Genomic DNA, 19893 nt, shown 5'->3' with positions numbered 1-19893 from the left:
CGGTCAGTAGCTCAAGGTCAGGGCGAGGCTGCTGGTGATGTGGTGCGCCATCAGCAGGATCACGGCGAGCAGCATGACCCACCACGCTCCGAGCACGACCGTCCGGGACGACTCCCGGTACATGGCGATCAGCGTGGCGAGGAGGCCGCCGAAGATGAGGGTGTCCATGCCGCGGACCGTATCGATCCACGGACATACCACCCGCGAGGCGCGCCCCCGCCCCATCCCCGTTACGTCAGTTGCTGCGCCGCTTGCGCCGGCCGCGCCGGGTCCGCACCCCGCCCGAGCCGCCGCGGGTCCGGCCGTCCAGGCCGATCCAGACCCGTACCTCGGTGCCGCCGAGCATGGAGCGCCCCAGCCGGACGTCGCCGCCCGTCGACTCCGCGACCCTGCGCACGATGTCCAGGCCGAGGCCGGTCGAGCCGTCGCGTCCGCCGTCGTTGCCGCGGCGCAGGGCGGCGTCCGGGTCGGCGATGCCGGGGCCCGCGTCGGAGACGAGCACGATGACCGCGTCCGAGGCGTCGTGGACGTCGACCGCGAAGGGGGTGCCCTCGGGGGTGTGCCGGAAGACGTTGCCGAGCATGGCGTCCACGGCAGCGGCGAGTTCTGGCCGCGCCACGGGGATCCGTACCGTACGGTCCACTCCCGCGAGCCGTACCTCGCGGCCCTCGTCCTCCGCGAGCGCCGACCAGAAGGCCATCCGGTCGCGGATGACCTCGGAGGCGTCGCAGCCGGCGCCGACCCCGGCCCCGGCGGCGGTCGCGCGCTGTTCGCGGGCCGTACGGATGATCGTGTCGACCTCCCGTTCCAGCTGCTCCACGGCCTCGCGGGTCTGCTCGGCGGCCGGGCCGTCCCCGAGCGAGGCCGCGTTGAGCCGCAGCACCGTCAGCGGCGTCCGCAGCCGGTGCGACAGGTCGGCGGCCAGTTCCCGCTCGTTGGCGAGGAGTTCCACCACCTGGTCCGCCATCGCGTTGAACGCGGCGGCCGCCGAGCGGAGTTCCTTCGGGCCGTCCTCCGGCACCCGCGCCCCGAGCCGGCCCTCGCCGAGCTGGTGCGCCGCGTCCGCGAGCCGCTCGGCGGGCCGTACCAGCCGGGCGCCGAGCCGGTCGGCTACCCCGACCGAGCCCACGATCAGCGCCAGCCCGACGCCCGCGAGGACCATCCAGGCGGTCGTGACGCCGTTGCTGACCTCGCTCTCCGGTACGAAGACCTCCACCACCGCGATGTCACCGGACCCGAGCGCGGTCGGCTGGAGCAGCGCCGAACCCCCGCCGGGCACCGAGGCCGTCGTGGCCCGGCCGATCCGCCGGGTCTCCGCGACGGCGTGCGCGCCCGCCCGGCCCTCGCCGATGTCCACCGGCGGGCTGTCGCCGATCGCGGGCACGTGGACGGCCATCCGCCGGGCCGCGCCCATCTGCGTGGATTCCACGGCCCTGCGCAGCTGCACCGGGTCGGTGGTGATGGACAGGGTCGGCCCGATGGTCGCGGCCTGCCGCTCGGCGTTGGAGAAGGCCCGGTCGCTGGCCATCTCCTGCACCACCAGCCCCAGCGGTACGGCGAAGGCCACGACCACCATGGCGGTGACCGCGAGGCACACCTTGACCAGCGCCCATCTCATCGCGGCATCACCGCGGCGGCTCGAGCTTGACCCCGACACCCCGCAGCGTGTGCAGGTAACGCGGCCGGGCGGCGGTTTCGCCGAGCTTGCGGCGCAGCCAGGAGAGGTGGACGTCGATGGTCTGGTCGTCCCCGTACGACTGCTGCCAGACCTCGGCGAGCAGCTCGCGCCGGGCCACGACCACCCCGGGCCGCCCGGCGAGGAAGGCCAGCAGGTCGAACTCCCGGCGGGTGAGGTCCAGTACCGTCCCGTCGAGCTCGGCCTGGCGGCGCAGCGGGTCGATGGCCAGCCCGCCGACGCGCAGTACGCGGGAGGGCGGTTCGGCCCCGGCGGCGGCGCGGGCGCGGCGCAGGACGGCGGCCATCCGGGCCGAGAGGTGCTCCACGGAGAAAGGTTTGGTCAGGTAGTCGTCGGCGCCGTCGTTGAGCAGCCGGACGATCTCCGCCTCGTCGTCGCGCGCGGTCGCGATGATCACCGGCACGTCGGTGATGCCGCGCAGCATCTTGAGCGCTTCCGACCCGTCGAGGTCGGGCAGCCCGAGGTCGAGGATGACCACGTCGAAGCGGTGGTGGGCGACCTCGCGCAGTGCCTCGAGGGCCGTGCCGACGCTCCGCACGGTGTGCGAGGCCTCGGTCAGGTGCCGGATGAGGGCGGAACGTACGAACTGGTCGTCCTCGACCACGAGCACACTTGCCATGGCCCGCACCGTAGTCCATTCGGGGGACCCGGGGAGGTGCCGGGCCACCTCTGTGACGGGTGGTGCAGTATGTCCCCTGATGCAGCGAGGTCTTGTACATGCCATGGCTTGGACGCTGGCGACCGGAGCAGCGGTGACGCTGTCGTGGTGGGGCGTGCACACCGTCATGTCCGGCACGGCCTACGACCGCCCGCTCGCGGTCCCGCTGGCCACACAGCCGCTGTCGTCCTCGACGCAGCACTCGAAGTCCCCCTCACCGGAGGGCTCCCCGTCCGCCTCGCCGAGCCCGCAGGCGTCGGCGTCGGCGTCCGCCTCGTCGCCCTCCGCCGAGGCATCCTCCGCCAAGCCCTCGCCGAAGCCGTCCGCGCGCGGGGGCAATGTGAAGGCCTACCCGGTCTCGGGCGGCCGGGTGGTCTTCGACCTGGGCGCTTCCTCGGCCGAACTGGTCTCCGCGACCCCGGCCGCCGACTGGCGGATGCAGGTGTGGAAGCAGGACTACTGGATCCGGGTCACCTTCACGCGGGACGGCCGTGAGGTGTCGGTGTTCTGCACCTGGCACGACCACCCGCCGGTCGTCGAGATCGTCGATCCCTGATCTAACGGAAGACCGAGGGCGGCGGCTGCGGCGAGGCCACCGCCGAGGCGTCCGCCACGGGCACGGCGCCGCCCGCGAAGTCCGCCAGGGCCCGGCCGTGCTCCACCCGGCCCGGATGCGGATCGCTCGCGACCCGGCGGGTGAATTCCGCGACGGGCAGTTCGCGGTCGGCGGCCACCAGGACGGCGTTGCCGAAGCGTTTCCCCCGCCAGACCACTGGATCGGCCGCCAGCGCCAGCTCGGCGAACCGGGACGCGGCCGTCGCGATCTGGCCCCGCAGATGGGCCAGGGGCGGACCGTCCGCGAGGTTGGCCACGTACCACCCGCCCGGCGCGAGGGCACGGCGTACGTCGTCCAGGAACTCGGCGCTCGTCAGGTGCGCCGGGGTGCGCGCACCGCTGAACACGTCCGCGATCACCAGGTCCGCCCAGCCGTCCGGCACCTTGGCCAGGCCCGCCCGGGCGTCCACCGCGCGGACCCGGATCCGCGCCTGCGGGTCCAGCGGCAGGTGTTCCCGTACGAAGGCCACCAGCGCGGCGTCGATCTCCACGATCTGCTGCGTGGAGCGGGGGCGGGAGGCGGCGGTGTAGCGGGCGAGGGTGAAGGCGCCGCCGCCCAGGTGCACCACGTTCAGGGGCTGCCGGGCGGGCGCGGCGAGGTCGATCAGGTGGCCGATCCGCCGCTGGTACGCGAAGTCCAGGTACCCGGGGTCGGCCAGGTCCACGTGCGACTGCGGGGCGCCGTCGATCAGCAGGGTCCAGGCGTCCGCGCGCTCGCGGTCGGGCGCCAGCTCCGCCCGCCCGCCGGCCACCTGCCCGACGACCGGCTCGGCGCCGCCGCGTCCGCGCTGCTGCTCGCCCTTGTTCCGGCTCTTGCCTCTGTCTTTGCCTGCCACCACCCCATTGTGGCCGGTCAGCGGCAGTTGTCGGCGGCCTCGATCAGCCGGGCCGCCTCCCCGAGCGCCTCGCGCAGCACCGCGGGGTCGGTGACCGGCCCGACGGCCTCGGGCGGGAGCAGCCAGCCGGTGGCCCCGGTGGCGGGCGGGACCGCGTCGCCGAAGCGCATCCCGCGCCCGTTGGTCTGCGTACACGCGCTGCCCGGCATGTCCCAGGCGTCGGCGGTGCCGGGCGGGACGAGGAAGCCGAGGGTGTCGCCCGATCCGTCGTGCAGGACGGGTCCCACGCCGCCGGCCCGGCTGGCACGGCGGATGATGTCCACCGCCTCCAGCCCCTGCCGGGTGGGCACGGTCACCAGGTCCGGGGCGTCGATCGCGGTCACCGTCGCGGGCACCGTCGCAATCACGGTCGCGGTCACGGTCGCGGTCACACCGGGCTCGGGCGCGGTGTTCGTTCCAGTGCTCTCCATGCCGGCCTCCACCAAGGGAACCCCTCCTCGATCCGCGTACGAGCGGGGAGCGGGAGTCGCCTCCCACTCCGCATGGGTTCAACGCCCCGGAACGTCAACGGGTGCGGTGGCAAGACGCTGCAAAGGATGGCAGTTCATGGCAGATCGCGGGTGAGATATCCGTTTTGTAAACAAACATCGCATGAAGGGACCCTCACTGGCGGTACGTTCATGCGCGCCGGGCACACCCTCGCACCTCACCGTACCGGCGCTGCGTTCCTTGCCAGAGAGGCCACGTCCATGGCGGCGTCCCCCCACTCACCCAACTCCATGTTCCGGCGGCTGCGCGGGCAGCACTCCCCGGCCGAGTTCGCGGCGCTGGTGCGCCGGGCCGCGAAGGAGATCGGCGAAACGGTTTCCTGCGACGCCCGCTACGTCGGCCGGGTCGAGTCCGGCGAGATCCGCTGCCCCAACTACGCGTACGAGCGGGTCTTCCTCCACATGTTCCCCGGTCGCACCCTGGCCGACCTGGGCTTCTCACCGCGCGAGGCCGTCCGCGGCCGTTCCGCCCTGCGCGACCCGTCCGCCCCTTCCCCCCACCCGTCCCCTTCCCCTTCCCGTTCCAAGGAGAGCGACGTGCTGCGTCGCGCGTTCATGGCGGGCGGCTCCGCGACCGTGGCGGCCGCGACGCTCAGCCTCACCCTGCTCGGCGACACCCGCCGACTCCCGTACCGCGCCGGAGAGTCCGAGGCTGCGGCCGTCGAGGACGCCGTACGCCAGATCCGGCTGCTGGACGACCGGCACGGGGCCGACGCGCTGTACCGCAGGGCCGCCGAGCCCCTGCGCGCCGCGTACGCGCTGCTCGACGCCGGGGCCGCCCGGCAGTCCACCGAGGACCGGCTGCACGCGGGCGCCGGCGAACTGGCCGTCTCCGTCGGCTGGCTCGCCCACGACTCGGGCCGCTTCGACGACGCCCGCTCGCACTACGCGGAGGCCCTGGCGACGGCCCGGGTGTCGGGGGACGCGGGCCTGGAGGCGCACGCGTTCAGCAACATGGCCTTCCTGGCCCGGGACTGCGGCCGCTCCCGCGAGGCGGTACGGGCGGCCCAGGCGGGCCGCCGCGCAGCCCGCTCCCTCGGTTCCCCGCGGCTGCTGTCGCTGCTCGCGCTGCGGGAGGCGGGCGGCTGGGCGGGCCTGGCCGACCGCAAGGCCTGCGAGGAGGCGCTGGCCCGGGCCCACACGGAGTTCTCCCGGGGCGGGGCGGGCGCCGACCCGGAGTGGATGTCCTTCTTCGGCGAGGCCGAGCTGGAGTCCCTGGAGGCCAGGTGCTGGGCGACGCTGGGCGAGCACGCCCGTGCGGCCCGGCACGCCCGGCGCGCCGCCGACCTCCAGGATCCGCACTTCGCCCGGAACGTGGCCCTCTACACCGCCGAGCTGGCCGGTGACCTGGCCCACGCGGGAGCCCCCGACGAGGCCGCCTGGGCGGGCGGCCGGGTGCTGGACCTGCTGGCCGAGGTCCAGTCCACCCGGGTCCGGTCCCTGCTCTCGGAGACGGCCCGCACCCTGGTCCCGCACCAGCGCTCGCCGCGCGTGGGCGCCTTCCTGACCCGGCACGCCGCCGTCTGACCCGCTTCCGCGTCAGCCGCCGAGGTACTCGTAGACCCCGCCGTCGGGATGGCGGACCACCGCGCGGCGCCCGTTGGGCGTGGGCGCGGGGGCGGCGATCACCTCGCCCCCGGCGGCCGCGCAGTGCGCGACCGCCGCGTCCAGGTCGGCCACGGCCAGCGTGGCCGCCACGCCCGCGAACCGCTCGGCGATCGCGTCGGGCCCGCTGAACAGCAGGAACGGCCCGACGGTCGCCAGGTCCAGGCCGGCGAACTCGAACCGGGTCGCCGGCTGACCGGTCAGCCGTACGTAGAAGTCCAGGGCCGGACCGAGATCGTCCACGCGCCGCCGCAGCACCACGGAAGTAATCGTCATGGACCCATCCTCGCAGCCGCGCGAGGACCCAACTCCCTTGCGTCCGTGGCCTTTTCGGCGAATCGTCGGCCAACTACCCGGCCAACCGCCCGGCCCCGGACGGAGCCTGGGAGGCTACGAGTCCAAGTGCCCGGTGTCGTTCCAGCGCTCCAGCGCGGGGGCCCCGTACGCCCAGCCGAGGACCGACAGCGAGGTGGGTTCCAGGCGGATCCGGGCGCCGAAGGAGGCCTCGAAGCCGAGCCAGCGGGCGGCCAGGGTGCGCAGGATGTGCCCGTGGGCGAAGACCAGGACGTCCCGCTCGGCCGAGCGGGCCCAGGCGACCACCTCGTCCGCGCGCGCCGCGACATCGGCGACGGACTCGCCGCCCGGGACGCCGTCACGCCAGATCAGCCAGCCGGGGCGGACCGCCTGGATCTCGGCCGGGGTCATGCCCTCGTAGTCCCCGTAGTCCCACTCCATCAACGCGTCCCACGGCTCGGCCCGGACGCCGAAGCCCGCGAGGTCGCAGCTCTCGCTCGCGCGGACCAGCGGGCTGGTGCGGACCTCCAGTCCGGGCAGGCCCTTCCACGGGTCACGGGCCAGCCGCTCGCCGAGCAGCTTGGCGCCCCGCTTGCCCTCCTCCAGCAGGGGCACGTCCGTGCGTCCGGTGTGCTTGCCGAGCTGGGACCACGCCGTCTGGCCGTGGCGGGCCAGCAGGATGCGGGGGGCCATGTGAGTTCTCCCGGTACATATGCGTTCGTGCGCTTTTACGGCGATTCTGTCGTCCGTACATCATCCAACACATGACCGGCGGGCTCATCCGCGGCCACCCCACGGCAGTCCACAGCCCCTTTCTGCCGTAAGTGCACGATTGTCAGTGGCGGATGGGACACTTCCGCGGGTGAGCTCCTACCCGCCCAGCAGCGCTCCGCAGACGACACTGCGGCAGCGGCTCGCCGGCCTGCGCGGCCCGGCCGTGCCGCCCCGCCCGCTCGACGCCCGGGCCCTGGCCGCGCTCGCCGCCAATCCGGGCTGCGGCAGACGCGCCCTGCTCGACGGGGCCGGCGTGGACAAGACCGCGCTCGCCTCGGCCCTCGGCTCCCCCGCGCCCTTCGGGCAGTCGCAGTTCGCCATCGTCCGCGGGAACTCCTTCGAGGCCAAGGTCAAGGGCGACGGCGGGGCGGAGCTGCTGCGGCTGGTCCACGGGCACCTCGGCGGCGGGGCCGAGCTCCCCGGTGCGCGCGCCCGCGTCCCCGACCTGACCGCCGCCGGGCCCGAGGGCCGTGCCGCGCGGACGGCGCTCGCCCTGCGCGAGGCCACCGCCGCCGGGCGGGACACCGGGGCGTGGACGCTGCTCGACCACCCGATGCTGGCCCTGGAGGTCGCGGGCACCCCCGCCTACCTGGAGCCGGACGCCGTCGTCGTGCATCCCGACGGCCGCTGGACCGTCGTGGAGATCAAGTCGTTCCCGATGATCGACGGGGCCGCCGACGCCGCGAAGGTGGGCGCCGCCGCCCGCCAGGCTGCCGTCTACGTGCTGGCCCTGGAGAAGACCGCCGAGAAGCTGGCCGGCGCCGAGGTCGGGCACACCGTGCTGCTGGTCTGCCCCAAGGACTTCTCCAACCTGCCCACCGCCTCGCCCGTCGACGTCCGCCGCGAGCGCTCGGTGACCCGGCGCCAGCTGGAGCGGCTGACCCGGGTCGAGGAACTGGCCGCGGCGCTGCCCGCAGGGCTCAGCTTCGACCCGGCGCGCACCGCCGAGGAGCTGGCCGATGCCGTGGCCGCGGTGGACGCCTCCTACGCCCCCGAGTGCCTGGCCGCCTGCGAGCTGGCCTTCCACTGCCGGGAGCGGGCCCGCGCGAGCGACGAGGTGACCGCGCTGGGCCGTTCCGTACGGGGCGAGCTGGGCGCGCTGACCACCGTCGAGCAGGCCCTGGCGGCGGCCGCCGGGCAGGGCCCCGCCGGCGATCCCACCTCCGAGGCGCTGCTGCGGGCGGCCCGGCTGCGCGCCGAGGCGCTGGAGGCGTCCGGATGAGCCTGCTGACGACCCTGGCCCGGCTGGATGCCCTCCGGGCTGGCCGGGCCCAGCCGCTGGCGACCGTGCGGCACCGGCATCTGAGCGAGCGCCCGCTGGTCCTCGTACCGCTGACGACCGCGGGTGAGGCCGGGGCTCCGCTCGGCGCGCTGGTCGGCACGGACCGCGCGGAGCCGCGGCTGCTGGTCGTGCCGCAGCCGCGCGACCGGGACCTGCGGTGGGCCTTCCTGGCGGAGCTCGCGGGCGAGGTGCTGCCGTACGTGGACTCGTACGGCGACGCGGTCGAGCTCGTGGAGCGCAGCGAGACCGACCCGGAGACGGGCCGGAAGTCCAAGGTCGAGGCCGAGCTGTGCCTGGACGCGCCGCAGCTGATCGTGCCGAGCCGGGCGGGCGTGGAGTACGTACGGCTGCTGGGCCGGTCGATGCGGTTCCGCCGGACGGCCGAGGAGGATCCGGAGAATCCGTATCCGGCGCCCGCGAAGGTGCCGCTGCTGGGCCGCTGGTTCACCCACCTCGGCGAGCGCGCGCGGGTCCCCGGTTCCTCGATGCTTCTGTCGGCGACGGACCTGCTCGGGCGGCACTGGGCGAGCGGCCAGAGCAATCTGGAGGACCAGCACCTGGGCGCGCTGCTGGCCTGGATGGATCCGCCGGAGGGCGGATCCGGGGCCGAGGCCGCGCTGCGGGCCGAGCTGGCCCGGGACCGGGACGGCCAGTTGCTGGTCCCGCCCGCCGGGCCGGCCACCGACCCGGCCTTCGACAACCGGCTCCTCGCCCCGGCGATCGCCCGCTACGACGCGGCGCGCACCTCGGGCGGCCCGGACGCGGCGGAGCGCACGGAGCGGGCCGAGCAGGCGGTGCGCTCGCTGGTCGTGGACCAGATGCGGCCCACCTGGGAGGCGGTGTGGCAGTCCCTGGACCTGCTGCGCGCGCTGCCCGCCGGGGAGCGGGCGGAGGAGCGCTGGACGCGCGACCGCTGGTCCTACACCGGCCACCGGGACCGGGTGCGGGCGGGCGAGCCGCCGCAGCCGCGCCGCGACGACGCGGTGACGGCGGCGCAGAAACTGGCCACGCGGGAGACCGAGCAGGTGCGGCTCGACGCCCAGGAGGCGCTGGACGACCCCCTGGTGATGGCGGGCCGCCGCCTGGCGGGCGAGGCCTTCGCCGGTGAGGTCACCGAGGTGGTGATGGAGTGGACGGAGTCGAAGCGGCCGAGCCCGCGCCCGCTGGTGACGGTGGCCACCGAGGACCGGCCGCAGCTCTCGGACGGGGGCGGCGGGAAGGTCTACCGCTCGCTGGACGGGCGGCCGCAGAGCGCGCAGTTCGTCCGCTTCGAGGAGGACGGGCGGATGGTGCTGCGCCTGCTGGACAAGATGGGCCGCGGCCGGGAACCGGAGCCGGGCTCGGTGCCGGAGAAGGGCGACCGGGTGTGCTGGACGCTCTTCGAGCACGACGCCCGCGGCGGCCCGAAGCTGCCGGATCCGGAGCGGACCCCGTGGACCCACGGCGGCCCGCCGGGATCCGCTGCCGCCCCCGCGCTGCCCGACGCCGTGACCGACGAGGACATCCTGTGACCACCGCCTTCGACCCGGGGGCCGCCGCCTCGCGGGCGACCGCCGCCATCCTGCACGACACCCTGCACGGGACCGAGCGGGGCGTGGTCGTCGACTCTCCGCCCGGAGCCGGCAAGTCCACGCTCGTCGTCCGGGCGGCCCGGGAACTGGCCGCGGCCGGGCGCCGGCTGATGGTGGTGGCGCAGACGAACGCGCAGGTCGACGATCTGGTGCTGCGGCTCGCCGACAAGGATCCGGAGCTGAAGGTCGGCCGGCTGCACAGCAGCGACGGCGACGCCTACGACCCCGCGCTGCGCGAGCTGCCCTCGGTCACGCTCTCCGCCAAGCCGGGGGACCTCGCGGAGCTGCCGATCACCATCTCCACGGCGGCGAAGTGGGCGTACGTCAAGGACGTGGAGCCCTGGGAGCACGCCATCGTCGACGAGGCGTACCAGATGCGTTCCGACGCGCTGCTGGCCGTGGCCGGGCTGTTCGACCGGGCGCTGTTCGTGGGCGATCCGGGGCAGCTGGACCCCTTCAGCGTGGTGGGCGCGGAGCAGTGGGCGGGCCTGTCCTACGACCCCTCCGCCTCGGCGGTCAGCACCCTGCTCGCCCACAACCCGCACCTGCCGCAGCACCGGCTGCCGGTGTCGTGGCGGCTCCCGGCGACGGCCGCGCCGCTGGTCTCCCGGGCGTTCTACCCGTACACGCAGTTCCGCAGCGGTACGGGCCCGGGCGAGCGGCGGCTGTCCTACGGGGTCCCCTCGGACGGGTCGGGTCCGGACCGGGTGCTGGACGAGGCCGCCGAGTCGGGCTGGGGCCTGCTGGAACTGCCCGCGCGGCACACCCCGCGCACCGACCCGGAGGCGGTGGCCGCGGTGGCCCTGGTGGTCCGCCGGGCCCTGGACCGCGGGGCGGTGACCTCCGACGAGCAATCGGCGGGACCGGCGCCGCTCACCGCGGACCGCGTCGCGGTGGGCACCGCGCACCGCGACCAGGCGTCGGCGATCCGGGCGGCGCTGGCCTCGCTCGGGGTCACCGGGGTCACGGTGGACACCGCGAACCGCCTCCAGGGGCGGGAGTACGACCTCACGGTGATCCTCCACCCGCTGTCGGGCCGCCCCGACGCGACGGCCTTCCACCTGGAGACGGGCCGCCTGTGCGTACTGGCCTCCCGGCACCGGCACGCCTGCGTGGTGGTGGCCCGGGCGGGCATAGCGGAGCTCCTGGACGACCACCCCTCGACGGAGCCGGTGCAGCTGGGCGTGACGGTGAAGTTCCCGGACGGCTGGGAGGCGAACCACTCGGTCCTGGCCCACCTGGCGGAACACCGGGTGCGCTGGAAGCCCTAGCCCCGGCCCGGCTCGGGCACCGCCACCGCCGGACGGCGTCCGGCACGCCGCCGGAGGCGGCCAATGAACACGGTCCGGACGGCTGGGAGGCGAACCACTCGGTCCTGGCCCACCTGGCGGAACACCGGGTGCGCTGGAAGCCCTAACCCCAGCTAGCCGCGCTTGCGCTCGGCGCCCATCCGCAGGCGGAGCACCTCGCCGACCTCGGCCAGGGTGCGGAGCTGCTGCGGCGTCAGGACGTCGATCAGGTGGCGGCGTACGGACTCCACGTGGAGCGGGGCCGCGGTCATGATCGTGTCCACGCCGGTCTCGGTGAGGACCACCTCCGCGCCGCGGCCGTCGCCGGCGACCTCCTCGCGGCGGACGATGCCGCGCTGTTCCATGCGGGTGAGCTGGTGGGACAGCCGACTGCGGGACCAGTGCATCAGGCCTGCCAGCGCGCTGATCCGCATGCGGTGGCCGTCGGTGGAGCCGAGCACCGACAGGACGTCGTAGTCCGCTTCGGAGAGGCCGCTGTCCTGGCCGAGGTCCCGTGCGATCTCCGCGTTGACCAGCGGAAACATCCGCCGCCAGGCGTACCAGGCGTCCTGTTCGGGCTCCGTGAGCCAGCGGGGCTCGGATGCGGGGGTCATGCCGGAACTCTAGCCAGGTCGGTGACACATCACCTAGCTGGTTGACATGTCACACATATCCCGGGTTTTATAGGTGACACGTCAACAACCACGCGCACCGATCGGGAGTCCACACCGTGACCCGTCTCCACGTCATCTCCGCCGCCACCCGCCCCACCTCCTCCGGCCGTCCGCTCGCCCGGTGGGTCGTCGAGCAGGCCCGCGCCCGCGGCGGCTTCGAGGTCACGCCCGTCGACCTCGCCGAGATCGCGCTGCCCTTCCTGGACGAGCCCGAGTACGCCTCCAGCGGTGTCTACACACATCAGCACACCCGGGACTGGAGCGCGCTGATCGACGCGGCGGACGCCGTCCTCTTCGTGCTGCCGATGTACAACGGCGGCTTCACCGCCCCCTTCAAGAACGCGATCGACTTCCTCTACCGCGAGTGGCAGGGCAAGCCGGTCGGCATCGTCAGCTACAGCGCCGGCCCCACGGGCGGCGCCCCGGCCGCCGAGATGCTGCTCCCGGTCCTCACCCGGGTCGGCATGCGGCCCGCCGAACGGTCCCTCGCGGTCCCCGGCATCCCGGGCCTGGTCGGTCCCGAGGGGTTCGCGGCGCCGGAGGGGCTCGCGGACGAGCTGGCCGGCGTCCTCGACGACGTGGCGGGACTGGCGGCGGAGCGCGCAGCCGAGGCCCTCACCGTGTGAGCCCCGTCTCGGTGCGGTCTTGCGGGGCGTTGGACAATGGACGGTGGCCCGGAAGCATTTCGCACGCGCAGCAGGAGGACAGGCATGGCAGAGCCCGAGCGGACCGAGCGGAGGCTTCGGCCCGCACCACTGCTGTTCGAGCCCTCCGAGGCCGCCACGGACCCGGAGCACTTCTTCGACCTGGAGTCGATCGAGGACCCTCGTGAGCTGCTGGCCCGCGCGACGGAACTGACGATGGCCTTCCGGGCCGCGCAGGAGCGGGCTGTGGAGTTCCAGGCTCTGGCGGCGGCGCAGCTGGCGGACCCGCGGCGGTTCGACCGGCTGTCACCGGCGCTGATCGCGGAGCAGGCGGAGTGGACCGAGGACTACGCCCGCAAGATGATCGAGTTCGGTGAATCCCTCCAGCGCGACGCGGGCCCGGAATCCACCTGAGGCCCGGCGGCTGGCATATGCGGGGCGCAACATACTCCAGTGAAGCCCGCCCTGTCCCGGTTTCCGGTAACTCCTGGAAACCGGAACGTTACGGCGGGTAGACCTGGAGTATGACGACGCTGACGACGGCCCCCGGATGCCCCGCCCTCGACACACGCACCGCACCCGCCACCCACGTCACCGCGCAGGGCGCCGCCTGGCTCGTCTCCGCGTGCGCCCACCCGCACAGCACCCTCGCGGCCTGGGAGGCCCGGCCCACCGCGCCCGCCGCGCTGCCCTGCGGGAACGCCTTCGACGTCGTCAACGTCCCGGTCGTGTTCGGGCGCCGGATCCTGGACCTGCTCTGGGCCGAGGGCCCCGGGTCCGGCCCGGTCGCCGTGCACCGCGGCCGGATGCTGCTCTTCGCCGCCACCGGTACCGCCCACCGGCTCCCTGCCCTGCTGGCGTGGGAGGAGTGGGGAGGTTCCCGTACCGCCCCGGCGCCGCTGTGCCACGGGCACGGCGACGCCGTCACCGTGCCGCCGCTGGCCGCCGTCCCGGGCCCGTCCCGCTGGCTGGTGGCGCCCGACGCGCGCACGCCCTGGCTCCCCGGGCCCGAGGCCCTGCTGTGGGCGTTCGTCCGCGCCGCCCGAGCTGCGGATATCAATTTTTAGTTCCACGGAACCTCCTGGTAATGTCTACGACGTCAGCAGGCGCCGCTAGCTCAGTTGGTTAGAGCAGCTGACTCTTAATCAGCGGGTCCGGGGTTCGAGTCCCTGGCGGCGCACAGACGGAAGAAGGCCCCCACTCCTCGGAGTGGGGGCCTTCTTCGTTCCGGGAACGGCCGGCTACGTCGTGATCTTCACCGTGTACGCGCCCGACTGGGTCCGGTCGGCCACCTCGATCCTGATCCGCTCCCCCGGCACGGTGTACGTCTCGCCCACCTCCAGCGGCGCGTCCGCGAGCGGCGGGTACACCGAGCGGTCCCAGCACGCCTCCGTCGACGGATGCGCGTCCAGGACCTCGATCGGGCCGCCGCCCGACGACGCCTCGTTGCGCACCCGGTAGACCAGGACCCCTTCCGTGCAGGTGTCCCCGTCGTTGCCGGCGGATCCCCGCGCCTCGACGGCGATCGCGCTGCCGGGGCCCGTACGGATCACGGCGAGCCGGGTCCCTCCCGTGCCGCCCCGCACCGGGACCTCGGCCAGCGGCTGGAGGGTGTGCAGCGAGGAGCCCGACTGGACGCAGTCCACCTGGGCGGGGTCCAGCCAGCCGAGCTTCCACTTGTGCCAGGCGAAGAGGTCCGGGGCCATCCCGAACTGGCTGCCCATCACGTCCCAGTCCCCGACGTAGGTGTCCCAGTCGCCCTTGCCGTCCGTCGGCCGGTGGTAGAGGTCGGGCAGGTCGAAGACGTGCCCGGTCTCGTGGGCGAGCACGTTGCGGTCCGGCGGGTGCCGCTCGAAGACGGTGACGATCCGCCGCAGGTCCGTGCCGTCCGCGCGGATCGGGCGGTCGAAGTTGACGACCTTCGTGGCATCGGAGTCCACCCCGGGCGCGTCCGGGTCGGCGACGAAGTAGACGACGTCGTACTTGCCGAAGTCCACCTCGGGGTCGGCGGTCCTGACCGCGTCCCGCAGGTAGGCCGCCCGGTCCTCCGGGGCCCAGTCGCGCTGTATCCCGTACGCGGTGGACGGCTTGGGCATCCGGATCCACTGCTTCTGCGGATGCGGGACCAGGCGGAACCGGCCGTACGAGGCCCGCTCGAAGAAGTCGCTGGTGGCGGGGAAGTAGTCGCCGGCGATCTCCTCGGGGGCGAGGGCGGTCCGGTGGTCGGGGAAGGAGAGGAAGACCATGACCGCGTTGAGGGTGCGCTCGGGCCGCGGGTAGGCGCCGTTCCAGGTGTCCAGGCCCAGTGAATGGTGTGCGGCCGTACGGGTCAGTGCGCAGGGACCGGCCCCGGAAACGGCCACCGCGGGCCCCGCGACGAGCGACATGGCGGCGAGCGCCGTCAGGGAGGTGAGGGCTGCCGCCGTACTTCGGATGCGGGAACGGTCCACTCCCCCGGGTGTCAGCTGTCGCGCCACATCGACCTCCCGTGGTGGATTCGTACCTGTTCATCCACCTTGAGGCGCTTGTCTTACCAATGCCCTGTTCCGCTGCCCCACACGAGTGAGCAATCCGGCAAGCCAGTGACCCTCGACCTTCACGCACCTGCCTACAGAACGTCACGTCCGATCACGCGAGATCAGCAGGGGGCTCCGCATGCTCACAGCCGCGCAGAAACGATCGCCCGGGATTCGGCCGTCACTCCGTCATCACGCCGAACTCCCGCCCCCCGCACGGCGACGCCGCTGGATAGGGCCTCCCGGCAGCCTCTATGATCGGCACACTTTCCTGCACGGACACTCACGAGCACTGCGGGAGCGAACGGTGAGCGGAACCCCAGAAGGAACCGGTTCGGCGGCCGACAGCATCCGATCGGCCATTACGGAGCGTCACGCGGCAGTGTCGGCAACGGCAGTTCCGCCGCGCGCCGAGTCCGAGCGGCGCGACTACCGGGCCGCCTTCAACGCGGCCCACCTCCCCATGGCCGTCGTCGACCGCGACGGATACGTCGTCACCGCCAACGAGGCCTTCGCCGGCCTGCTCGGCGCCGAACCGCACGCACTGGTCCACCGGTGCGCCGCCGACCTGGTGGACCTGGCCGCGGAGGCCCGCACCTGGGCCGCCTACCAGGAGGTGCTCCGCGGGCGGCAGGCCCGGCTGCGCTGCACCCGCCGCCTCAAACACCCCGACGGGCACTCGCTGTGGACCGAGGTGACCCTGGGGCCGGTACCCGGGACCGGCGACGTCCTGCTGTCCGTCGCCGACATCAGCGACCGGCGCGACCTCCAGGCGCGGCTGCGCCACCTCCAGATGCACGACCCCGTCACCAGGCTGCCCAACCGGGCACTGTTCTTCGAGCGGCTCTCCGCCGCGCTGGAGGCCTCCTCGTACGATCACGGCGGCGGCACCGGCCGGATCGGGCTGTGCTACCTGGACCTCGACGGGTTCAAGGCGGTCAACGACACCCTCGGCCACCGGGTCGGCGACCGGCTGCTGACCGCCGTCGCCGCACGGCTGACCCAGTGCGCCGACCAGTCCGGATACGGACGCACGAGCGGGCACCTGGTCGCGCGGCTCGGGGGCGACGAGTTCGCCCTGCTGGTCGAGGACTCCACGGGCACGGAGCAGCTCGCCGACCTGGCGCGGAGCGTACTGGCCGCCGTCCAGGAACCGTTCGACCTGGCCGGGCAGCGGCTGTCGGTCTCCGCGTCGATCGGGGTGGTGGAGCGGTCGACGGCCGGCACCTCGGCGACGGGGCTGATGCAGGCCGCGGACACGACGCTGTACTGGGCGAAGGCGGACGGTAAGGCCCGCTGGACCCTCTTCGACCCCGAGCGCAACGCGCACCGGATGACGAGGCAGGCCCTGTCCTCGACGCTCCGGCCGGCCGTGGAGCGGGGGGAGTTCGAGCTGGAGTACCAGCCGCTGGTGGACCTGGAGAGCGGGACGGTGCGCGGGGTCGAGGCCCTGGTGCGCTGGAATCATCCGCAGTTCGGGACATTGACGCCGAATCGGTTCATCGGCATCGCCGAAGAGGACGGATCCATCGTCCAGTTGGGGCAGTGGGTGCTGCGTACGGCCTGCCGCCAGGCGCGGCGCTGGCAGATCGAGCAGCCGAGCGACTCCCCGGTCTTCGTGTCGGTCAACGTGGCCGTGCGGCAGGTGTGGGACTCGGACCTGGTCGGCGACGTCGCGGAGATCCTGGCCGAGACGGGGCTCGCGCCGCAGCTGCTCCAGCTGGAGCTGACCGAGTCGGCCGTGATGGGCTCGGCGGGGCGGCCGCTCCAGGCCCTCCAGGCGCTCAGCGACATGGGCGTGCGCATCGCGATCGACGACTTCGGCACCGGGTACTCGAACCTGGCCTACCTCAGCCGCCTGCCGGTGTCGGTGCTGAAGCTGGACGGGTCCTTCGTACGGGGCTTCCGCTACGAGGAGGGCACCCACCCGAACCCGGCGGACGAGACGATCGTCGAGGCGCTGGTCCAGCTCGCGCACCGGCTGGGCCTGACGGTCACGGCGGAGTGCGTGGAGACCGCGGGGCAGGCGGCCCGGCTGCGCCGCGTCGGCTGCGACACGGGTCAGGGCTGGCTGTACTCCCGTGCGGTGGCCCCGGACGTGATCGCCCGCATGATCGGCAACCAGACGGCGGCCGCAGCGGCGGCGGCCGAGGCGGCCGCCGCACAGCCCGACGAGCCCGCCCCGCACCCCCTCGTCTGAGAACCGGGAGGGGTACGGGACGGGCTCCGCTCAGGGCCGCCCGGACACGTTCTATCCGTTGACGACCTTGTCGTAGCGCAGGGCGACGTAGCCGGAGGCGGCGTGGCCGGCGATGCGTCCGTCGCTGCCGCCGTTGAGGTAGTCCTGACCGCGCATCATGTCGTCGTTGGTGTTGGCCTCGTGGATGTAGGAGAACTTGCCGGCGGCCTTGTCGACCCACTTCTCGAAGAGCACCACGTGCCCGTCCTGGGTGTTCAGCGCGTCGCCGGGCAGGAGGTCGGACTTGGAGATGGTGGTGCTGACGCTCGGCAGGCTGTAGGTCGTGTAGCTGCTGGCTGCGTGCCAGGCCATGGAGACGAAGCCGGAGCAGTCGGTGCGGTAGGTGTGGTCGCCGTCCGGGTCGGTGGCGTAAGCGCCCTGGTTGTACGGGATGTCACGGCCCAGCCAGTTCACGGCGCGGCTCATGATCTCGCTGCGGGCGATCTGCCCGCCCTTGGTGGAGGGGGTGGGGGTGGGGGGCGCCGGCGGCTGGTAGGTGCAGTCGTTGGCGAAGGCGGAGAGCAGGCTCTGGGTCCAGCCGCTCGCGTCGACCGGGTCGGCGGGGTGGTAGGCGATGTCGTCGCCCTTGCCGTCGGTGGGGTCGGCGTCGTGGTACCAGTACATCCCGCCGTTCGTACGGCCGTAGTAGAGGCCGCCGCCGGGCGAGACCAGGTTGTCGACCGCCGACCAGCCGGAGCTCTTGAGCTCCGAGCTCTCCCAGTCCCCGACGCCGTTGATCTGGTAGGAGAGCAGCCGGCCGTCGGCCGTGCTGGCGATGAGGACGTCATCGCCAGCGGCGGCCAGCGTCTTGAGGACGAAGCCCGTGTCGATCACCGCGTGCTTGGCGATGTGGGCGGGCCCGCTGGGCTTGGCCTGGGAGACGTTGTAGCGGTGGAGCTCACCGGCGACCGTGCCGTAGAGGTGACCGGCGCCGTCGTAGGTCAGCTTGTCGAAGGTCCAGCCGCTGTCCCAGATCTTGGTGACTCCGGCCAGGGCCAGGGCGCTGTCGTTGGTCTGGATGTCGACGCGGTACAGCTCGCCGGCCGTCGACGTCACGAGGACGGTGTTGAAGTTGAGGGTGGCCATCGCCTTGGGCGTGAAGCCGAGGTTCGCGCCGATCAGGGTCTTGACGCGGTCGCCGGTGTTGGGGGCTATCGCCGTGTAGGTGAGGCGTCCGTCGGGGAGGGTGCCGTAGATCGACACGTTGCCGCCGCAGATCGCGGCGGCCTGGGCCGGCGCCGAGGTGAGGGTGACCATGCCGAGGGTGGTGGCAGATACGGCCAGGGTGGCGGCGAGGCGGCGCTTGAGGGATGACGAGAACATGGGTGTCTCCGGGTTCTGGGCAGCCCTGACGTACGCGCGCCGGGCCGGGGCATGAGGGGGGAGAAGAGGGAGGGCGAAGGGAGAGCGGGAGCGACGCGGGGGCGGCTCAGTACCAGTTGTTGTTCAGGAAGTGGTTCCAGGCGCCGCAGGGCGTGTTGTACCGGCCGTCGATGTAGGACAGGCCCCACTTGATCTGGGTGATGGGGTTGGTGCGCCAGTCATCGCCGAAGGCGTCCATCTTGGAACCGGGCAGGGCCTGGGGGATGCCGTACGCCGTGGAGCCCGGGTTGTCGGCCCAGTAGCGCCAGCCGCTCTCCTTGTCCCAGAGCTGCTCCAGGCAGTTCCACTGGGTGGTGCTGTTCCAGGCACCGCCGTCGTACTTGTTCATCAGATCGCGGCCGGCCGCCTTCACCGCAGGTATGTCGGTACCGTCGAGCGGGTCCGCGGTGGTGGTGCAGCTGAACGTCTCCGGCTGGGCGGACAGCAACTCCTGTGTCCAGCCGCCCGTGTTGACGGGTGTGTCGTTGTGGTAGGCGATGTCGGCGCCGGTGCCGTCTGCCGGGTTGGCGTCCTTGTACCAGTACATGGCGCCCGTGGTTTCGATCCGGCCGTAGTAGAGACCCCCACCGGGCGATACGACCTGGTCGAAGCCGGACCAGCCCGAGGTCTTGAGGTCGTCGCGGTCCCAGCTGCCGTCGCTGCCGATCTTGTAGGAGTAGAGCGCGCCGGCCGACGTGGTGGCGAGCAGCCGGTCGTCGCCGGCGGCCGTCAGGGTCTTCAGGACGAAGCCGCTGCCGATCTCCCTGCGCTGGCCGATGTGCGCCGAGCCGGTCGGCTTGGGCTGCGAGACCAGGTACTGGAGGAGGAGGCCGCCCGCCGTGCCGTACAGATGCCCGTGCCCGTCATAGGTGAGCTTGTCGTGGGTCCAGCCGCTGTCGAAGATCTTGACGGGCGGGCGCTCCAGGACGAGGGACTCGTTGTTGGTGAGGACGTCGAGGCGATAGAGCGCGCCGCTCGTCGATGTCACCAGCACCGTATTGAAGTTGAGGGTGGCCATCGCCTTGGGCTCGAACCCCAGGGCCGCTCCGATGCGCACCTTCTTCAGCTCGCCGGTGGCCGGGGTGATGGTGCTGAAGGTGAGCCGGCCGTCGGGGAGGATGCCGTAGATCGAGGCGGTCCCGCTACAGGTGGTCGCGGCCAGTGCGGCCGGGGCGGCGGCAACGGACGCGGCGGTCAGCAGTCCGGCGCCGATGACGCCGGAGAGGGCGGCGACCGCGCTCTTACGGGCAGCCTGACGGAGGGTGGGGGTCACTGCGTTCTCCTTGGGGA

At 73.2% G+C, this 19893-nt stretch carries 19 protein-coding genes, 1 tRNA gene and 1 pseudogene; 10 read left to right on the top strand and 11 right to left on the bottom strand.

Translation table 11 applies throughout. The annotated features are described in order from the left end of the window. Positions 1-3: 3 nt before the first annotated feature. From JIW86_RS25650 to JIW86_RS25640, 3 genes are all read right to left on the bottom strand, one after another. Positions 4-168, bottom strand: coding sequence for a DUF5993 family protein (locus tag JIW86_RS25650; RefSeq protein ID WP_215147440.1), 165 nt, complete (start codon positions 166-168; stop codon positions 4-6). 67 nt (positions 169-235) lie between these two features. Beyond that, positions 236-1618 (bottom strand): sensor histidine kinase, encoded by a 1383-nt coding sequence (locus JIW86_RS25645; protein ID WP_257556222.1) that lies wholly within the window; start codon positions 1616-1618, stop codon positions 236-238. Positions 1619-1625: 7 nt separating this feature from the next. Beyond that, entirely contained in the window at positions 1626-2315 is a 690-nt protein-coding gene (locus JIW86_RS25640; RefSeq protein WP_257556221.1) for a response regulator transcription factor, read from the bottom strand. Between the two features lie 79 nt (positions 2316-2394). On the opposite strand from JIW86_RS25640, the gene JIW86_RS25635 reads away from it, so the two are divergent. Beyond that, positions 2395-2910, top strand: a complete 516-nt coding sequence (locus JIW86_RS25635; protein WP_257556219.1) for a hypothetical protein — start codon at positions 2395-2397, stop codon at positions 2908-2910. A gap of 1 nt (position 2911) precedes the next feature. Here the strand turns inward: JIW86_RS25635 and JIW86_RS25630 are convergent, their stop codons facing one another. Together JIW86_RS25630 and JIW86_RS25625 are read right to left on the bottom strand one after the other, a co-directional pair. Next, the gene (locus JIW86_RS25630; protein ID WP_257556218.1) at positions 2912-3805 is read right to left on the bottom strand and encodes a spermidine synthase; all 894 of its coding nucleotides are present in this window, start codon (positions 3803-3805) and stop codon (positions 2912-2914) included. Between the two features lie 17 nt (positions 3806-3822). After that, entirely contained in the window at positions 3823-4275 is a 453-nt protein-coding gene (locus JIW86_RS25625) for a hypothetical protein (protein ID WP_257556217.1), read from the bottom strand. Between the two features lie 279 nt (positions 4276-4554). Here JIW86_RS25625 and JIW86_RS25620 point away from each other — a divergent pair, with 279 nt between their 5' ends. Further along, positions 4555-5880: a tetratricopeptide repeat protein gene (locus JIW86_RS25620; RefSeq protein WP_257556216.1), complete on the top strand. Its 1326-nt coding sequence runs from the start codon at positions 4555-4557 to the stop codon at positions 5878-5880. A gap of 12 nt (positions 5881-5892) precedes the next feature. On the opposite strand, the gene JIW86_RS25615 is transcribed toward JIW86_RS25620, so the two are convergent. Together JIW86_RS25615 and JIW86_RS25610 are read right to left on the bottom strand one after the other, a co-directional pair. Then, positions 5893-6234 (bottom strand): VOC family protein, encoded by a 342-nt coding sequence (locus tag JIW86_RS25615; protein WP_257556215.1) that lies wholly within the window; start codon positions 6232-6234, stop codon positions 5893-5895. A gap of 114 nt (positions 6235-6348) precedes the next feature. Then, complete coding sequence (locus JIW86_RS25610; RefSeq protein ID WP_215147455.1) at positions 6349-6945, bottom strand: histidine phosphatase family protein; 597 nt, start codon at positions 6943-6945, stop codon at positions 6349-6351. A 169-nt stretch (positions 6946-7114) separates the two neighbouring features. Between JIW86_RS25610 and JIW86_RS25605 the strand changes: the two genes are divergently transcribed. Genes JIW86_RS25605 through JIW86_RS25595 form a run of 3 tightly spaced genes read left to right on the top strand, consistent with a single transcriptional unit; the run spans position 7115 to position 11150 of the window. Next, entirely contained in the window at positions 7115-8248 is a 1134-nt protein-coding gene (locus JIW86_RS25605; protein WP_322975552.1) for a hypothetical protein, read from the top strand. After that, positions 8245-9819 (top strand): hypothetical protein, encoded by a 1575-nt coding sequence (locus JIW86_RS25600; protein ID WP_257556212.1) that lies wholly within the window; start codon positions 8245-8247, stop codon positions 9817-9819. The genes JIW86_RS25605 and JIW86_RS25600 overlap by 4 nt, the downstream gene beginning before the upstream one ends. Then, positions 9816-11150 (top strand): AAA domain-containing protein, encoded by a 1335-nt coding sequence (locus JIW86_RS25595; protein WP_257556211.1) that lies wholly within the window; start codon positions 9816-9818, stop codon positions 11148-11150. The genes JIW86_RS25600 and JIW86_RS25595 overlap by 4 nt, the downstream gene beginning before the upstream one ends. A gap of 152 nt (positions 11151-11302) precedes the next feature. Here the strand turns inward: JIW86_RS25595 and JIW86_RS25590 are convergent, their stop codons facing one another. After that, positions 11303-11782 carry a MarR family winged helix-turn-helix transcriptional regulator gene (locus JIW86_RS25590; RefSeq protein ID WP_215147462.1) on the bottom strand — a complete coding sequence of 160 codons (480 nt, stop codon included), beginning with the start codon at positions 11780-11782 and terminating at the stop codon, positions 11303-11305. 116 nt (positions 11783-11898) lie between these two features. Here JIW86_RS25590 and JIW86_RS25585 point away from each other — a divergent pair, with 116 nt between their 5' ends. The 4 genes and pseudogenes from JIW86_RS25585 to JIW86_RS25570 all read left to right on the top strand — a co-directional run bounded on the left by JIW86_RS25585 (position 11899) and on the right by JIW86_RS25570 (position 13666). After that, positions 11899-12468 carry an NADPH-dependent FMN reductase gene (locus JIW86_RS25585; RefSeq protein ID WP_257556210.1) on the top strand — a complete coding sequence of 190 codons (570 nt, stop codon included), beginning with the start codon at positions 11899-11901 and terminating at the stop codon, positions 12466-12468. Positions 12469-12552: 84 nt separating this feature from the next. Then, entirely contained in the window at positions 12553-12900 is a 348-nt protein-coding gene (locus JIW86_RS25580) for a hypothetical protein (RefSeq protein WP_257556209.1), read from the top strand. A 110-nt stretch (positions 12901-13010) separates the two neighbouring features. Beyond that, a pseudogene (locus JIW86_RS25575) lies at positions 13011-13602 on the top strand (hypothetical protein). After that, positions 13593-13666, top strand: a tRNA-Lys gene (locus tag JIW86_RS25570). The pseudogene JIW86_RS25575 and the gene JIW86_RS25570 overlap by 10 nt, the downstream one beginning before the upstream one ends. Before the next feature lie 61 nt (positions 13667-13727). Here JIW86_RS25570 and JIW86_RS25565 read toward each other — a convergent pair. Then, positions 13728-14963 carry a M6 family metalloprotease domain-containing protein gene (locus JIW86_RS25565; protein ID WP_257556208.1) on the bottom strand — a complete coding sequence of 412 codons (1236 nt, stop codon included), beginning with the start codon at positions 14961-14963 and terminating at the stop codon, positions 13728-13730. Between the two features lie 346 nt (positions 14964-15309). On the opposite strand from JIW86_RS25565, the gene JIW86_RS25560 reads away from it, so the two are divergent. Continuing rightward, positions 15310-17202: a putative bifunctional diguanylate cyclase/phosphodiesterase gene (locus JIW86_RS25560; RefSeq protein ID WP_416237599.1), complete on the top strand. Its 1893-nt coding sequence runs from the start codon at positions 15310-15312 to the stop codon at positions 17200-17202. Between the two features lie 51 nt (positions 17203-17253). Here the strand turns inward: JIW86_RS25560 and JIW86_RS25555 are convergent, their stop codons facing one another. Together JIW86_RS25555 and JIW86_RS25550 are read right to left on the bottom strand one after the other, a co-directional pair. Next, positions 17254-18564 (bottom strand): tachylectin-related carbohydrate-binding protein, encoded by a 1311-nt coding sequence (locus JIW86_RS25555; protein WP_257556206.1) that lies wholly within the window; start codon positions 18562-18564, stop codon positions 17254-17256. 106 nt (positions 18565-18670) lie between these two features. Then, the gene (locus tag JIW86_RS25550; RefSeq protein ID WP_257556205.1) at positions 18671-19876 is read right to left on the bottom strand and encodes a peptidase S1 and S6; all 1206 of its coding nucleotides are present in this window, start codon (positions 19874-19876) and stop codon (positions 18671-18673) included. Positions 19877-19893: the final 17 nt, after the last annotated feature.

This window comes from Streptomyces sp. NBC_00162, from assembly GCF_024611995.1.
Taxonomy (GTDB): domain Bacteria; phylum Actinomycetota; class Actinomycetes; order Streptomycetales; family Streptomycetaceae; genus Streptomyces.
This window is presented reverse-complemented; position numbering and strand designations above follow the sequence as displayed.

Excerpts from the sequence above, each read along its gene's own strand:
- JIW86_RS25625 (WP_257556217.1), bottom strand. The coding sequence starts at position 4,275 with ATGGAGAGCACTGGAACGAACACCGCGCCCGAGCCCGGTGTGACCGCG.
- JIW86_RS25580 (WP_257556209.1), top strand. The coding sequence starts at position 12,553 with ATGGCAGAGCCCGAGCGGACCGAGCGGAGGCTTCGGCCCGCACCACTG.
- JIW86_RS25615 (WP_257556215.1), bottom strand. The coding sequence starts at position 6,234 with ATGACGATTACTTCCGTGGTGCTGCGGCGGCGCGTGGACGATCTCGGT.
- JIW86_RS25645 (WP_257556222.1), bottom strand. The coding sequence starts at position 1,618 with ATGAGATGGGCGCTGGTCAAGGTGTGCCTCGCGGTCACCGCCATGGTG.
- JIW86_RS25610 (WP_215147455.1), bottom strand. The coding sequence starts at position 6,945 with ATGGCCCCCCGCATCCTGCTGGCCCGCCACGGCCAGACGGCGTGGTCC.
- JIW86_RS25600 (WP_257556212.1), top strand. The coding sequence starts at position 8,245 with ATGAGCCTGCTGACGACCCTGGCCCGGCTGGATGCCCTCCGGGCTGGC.
- JIW86_RS25620 (WP_257556216.1), top strand. The coding sequence starts at position 4,555 with ATGGCGGCGTCCCCCCACTCACCCAACTCCATGTTCCGGCGGCTGCGC.
- JIW86_RS25555 (WP_257556206.1), bottom strand. The coding sequence starts at position 18,564 with ATGTTCTCGTCATCCCTCAAGCGCCGCCTCGCCGCCACCCTGGCCGTA.
- JIW86_RS25635 (WP_257556219.1), top strand. The coding sequence starts at position 2,395 with ATGCAGCGAGGTCTTGTACATGCCATGGCTTGGACGCTGGCGACCGGA.
- JIW86_RS25650 (WP_215147440.1), bottom strand. The coding sequence starts at position 168 with ATGGACACCCTCATCTTCGGCGGCCTCCTCGCCACGCTGATCGCCATG.
- JIW86_RS25590 (WP_215147462.1), bottom strand. The coding sequence starts at position 11,782 with ATGACCCCCGCATCCGAGCCCCGCTGGCTCACGGAGCCCGAACAGGAC.
- JIW86_RS25640 (WP_257556221.1), bottom strand. The coding sequence starts at position 2,315 with ATGGCAAGTGTGCTCGTGGTCGAGGACGACCAGTTCGTACGTTCCGCC.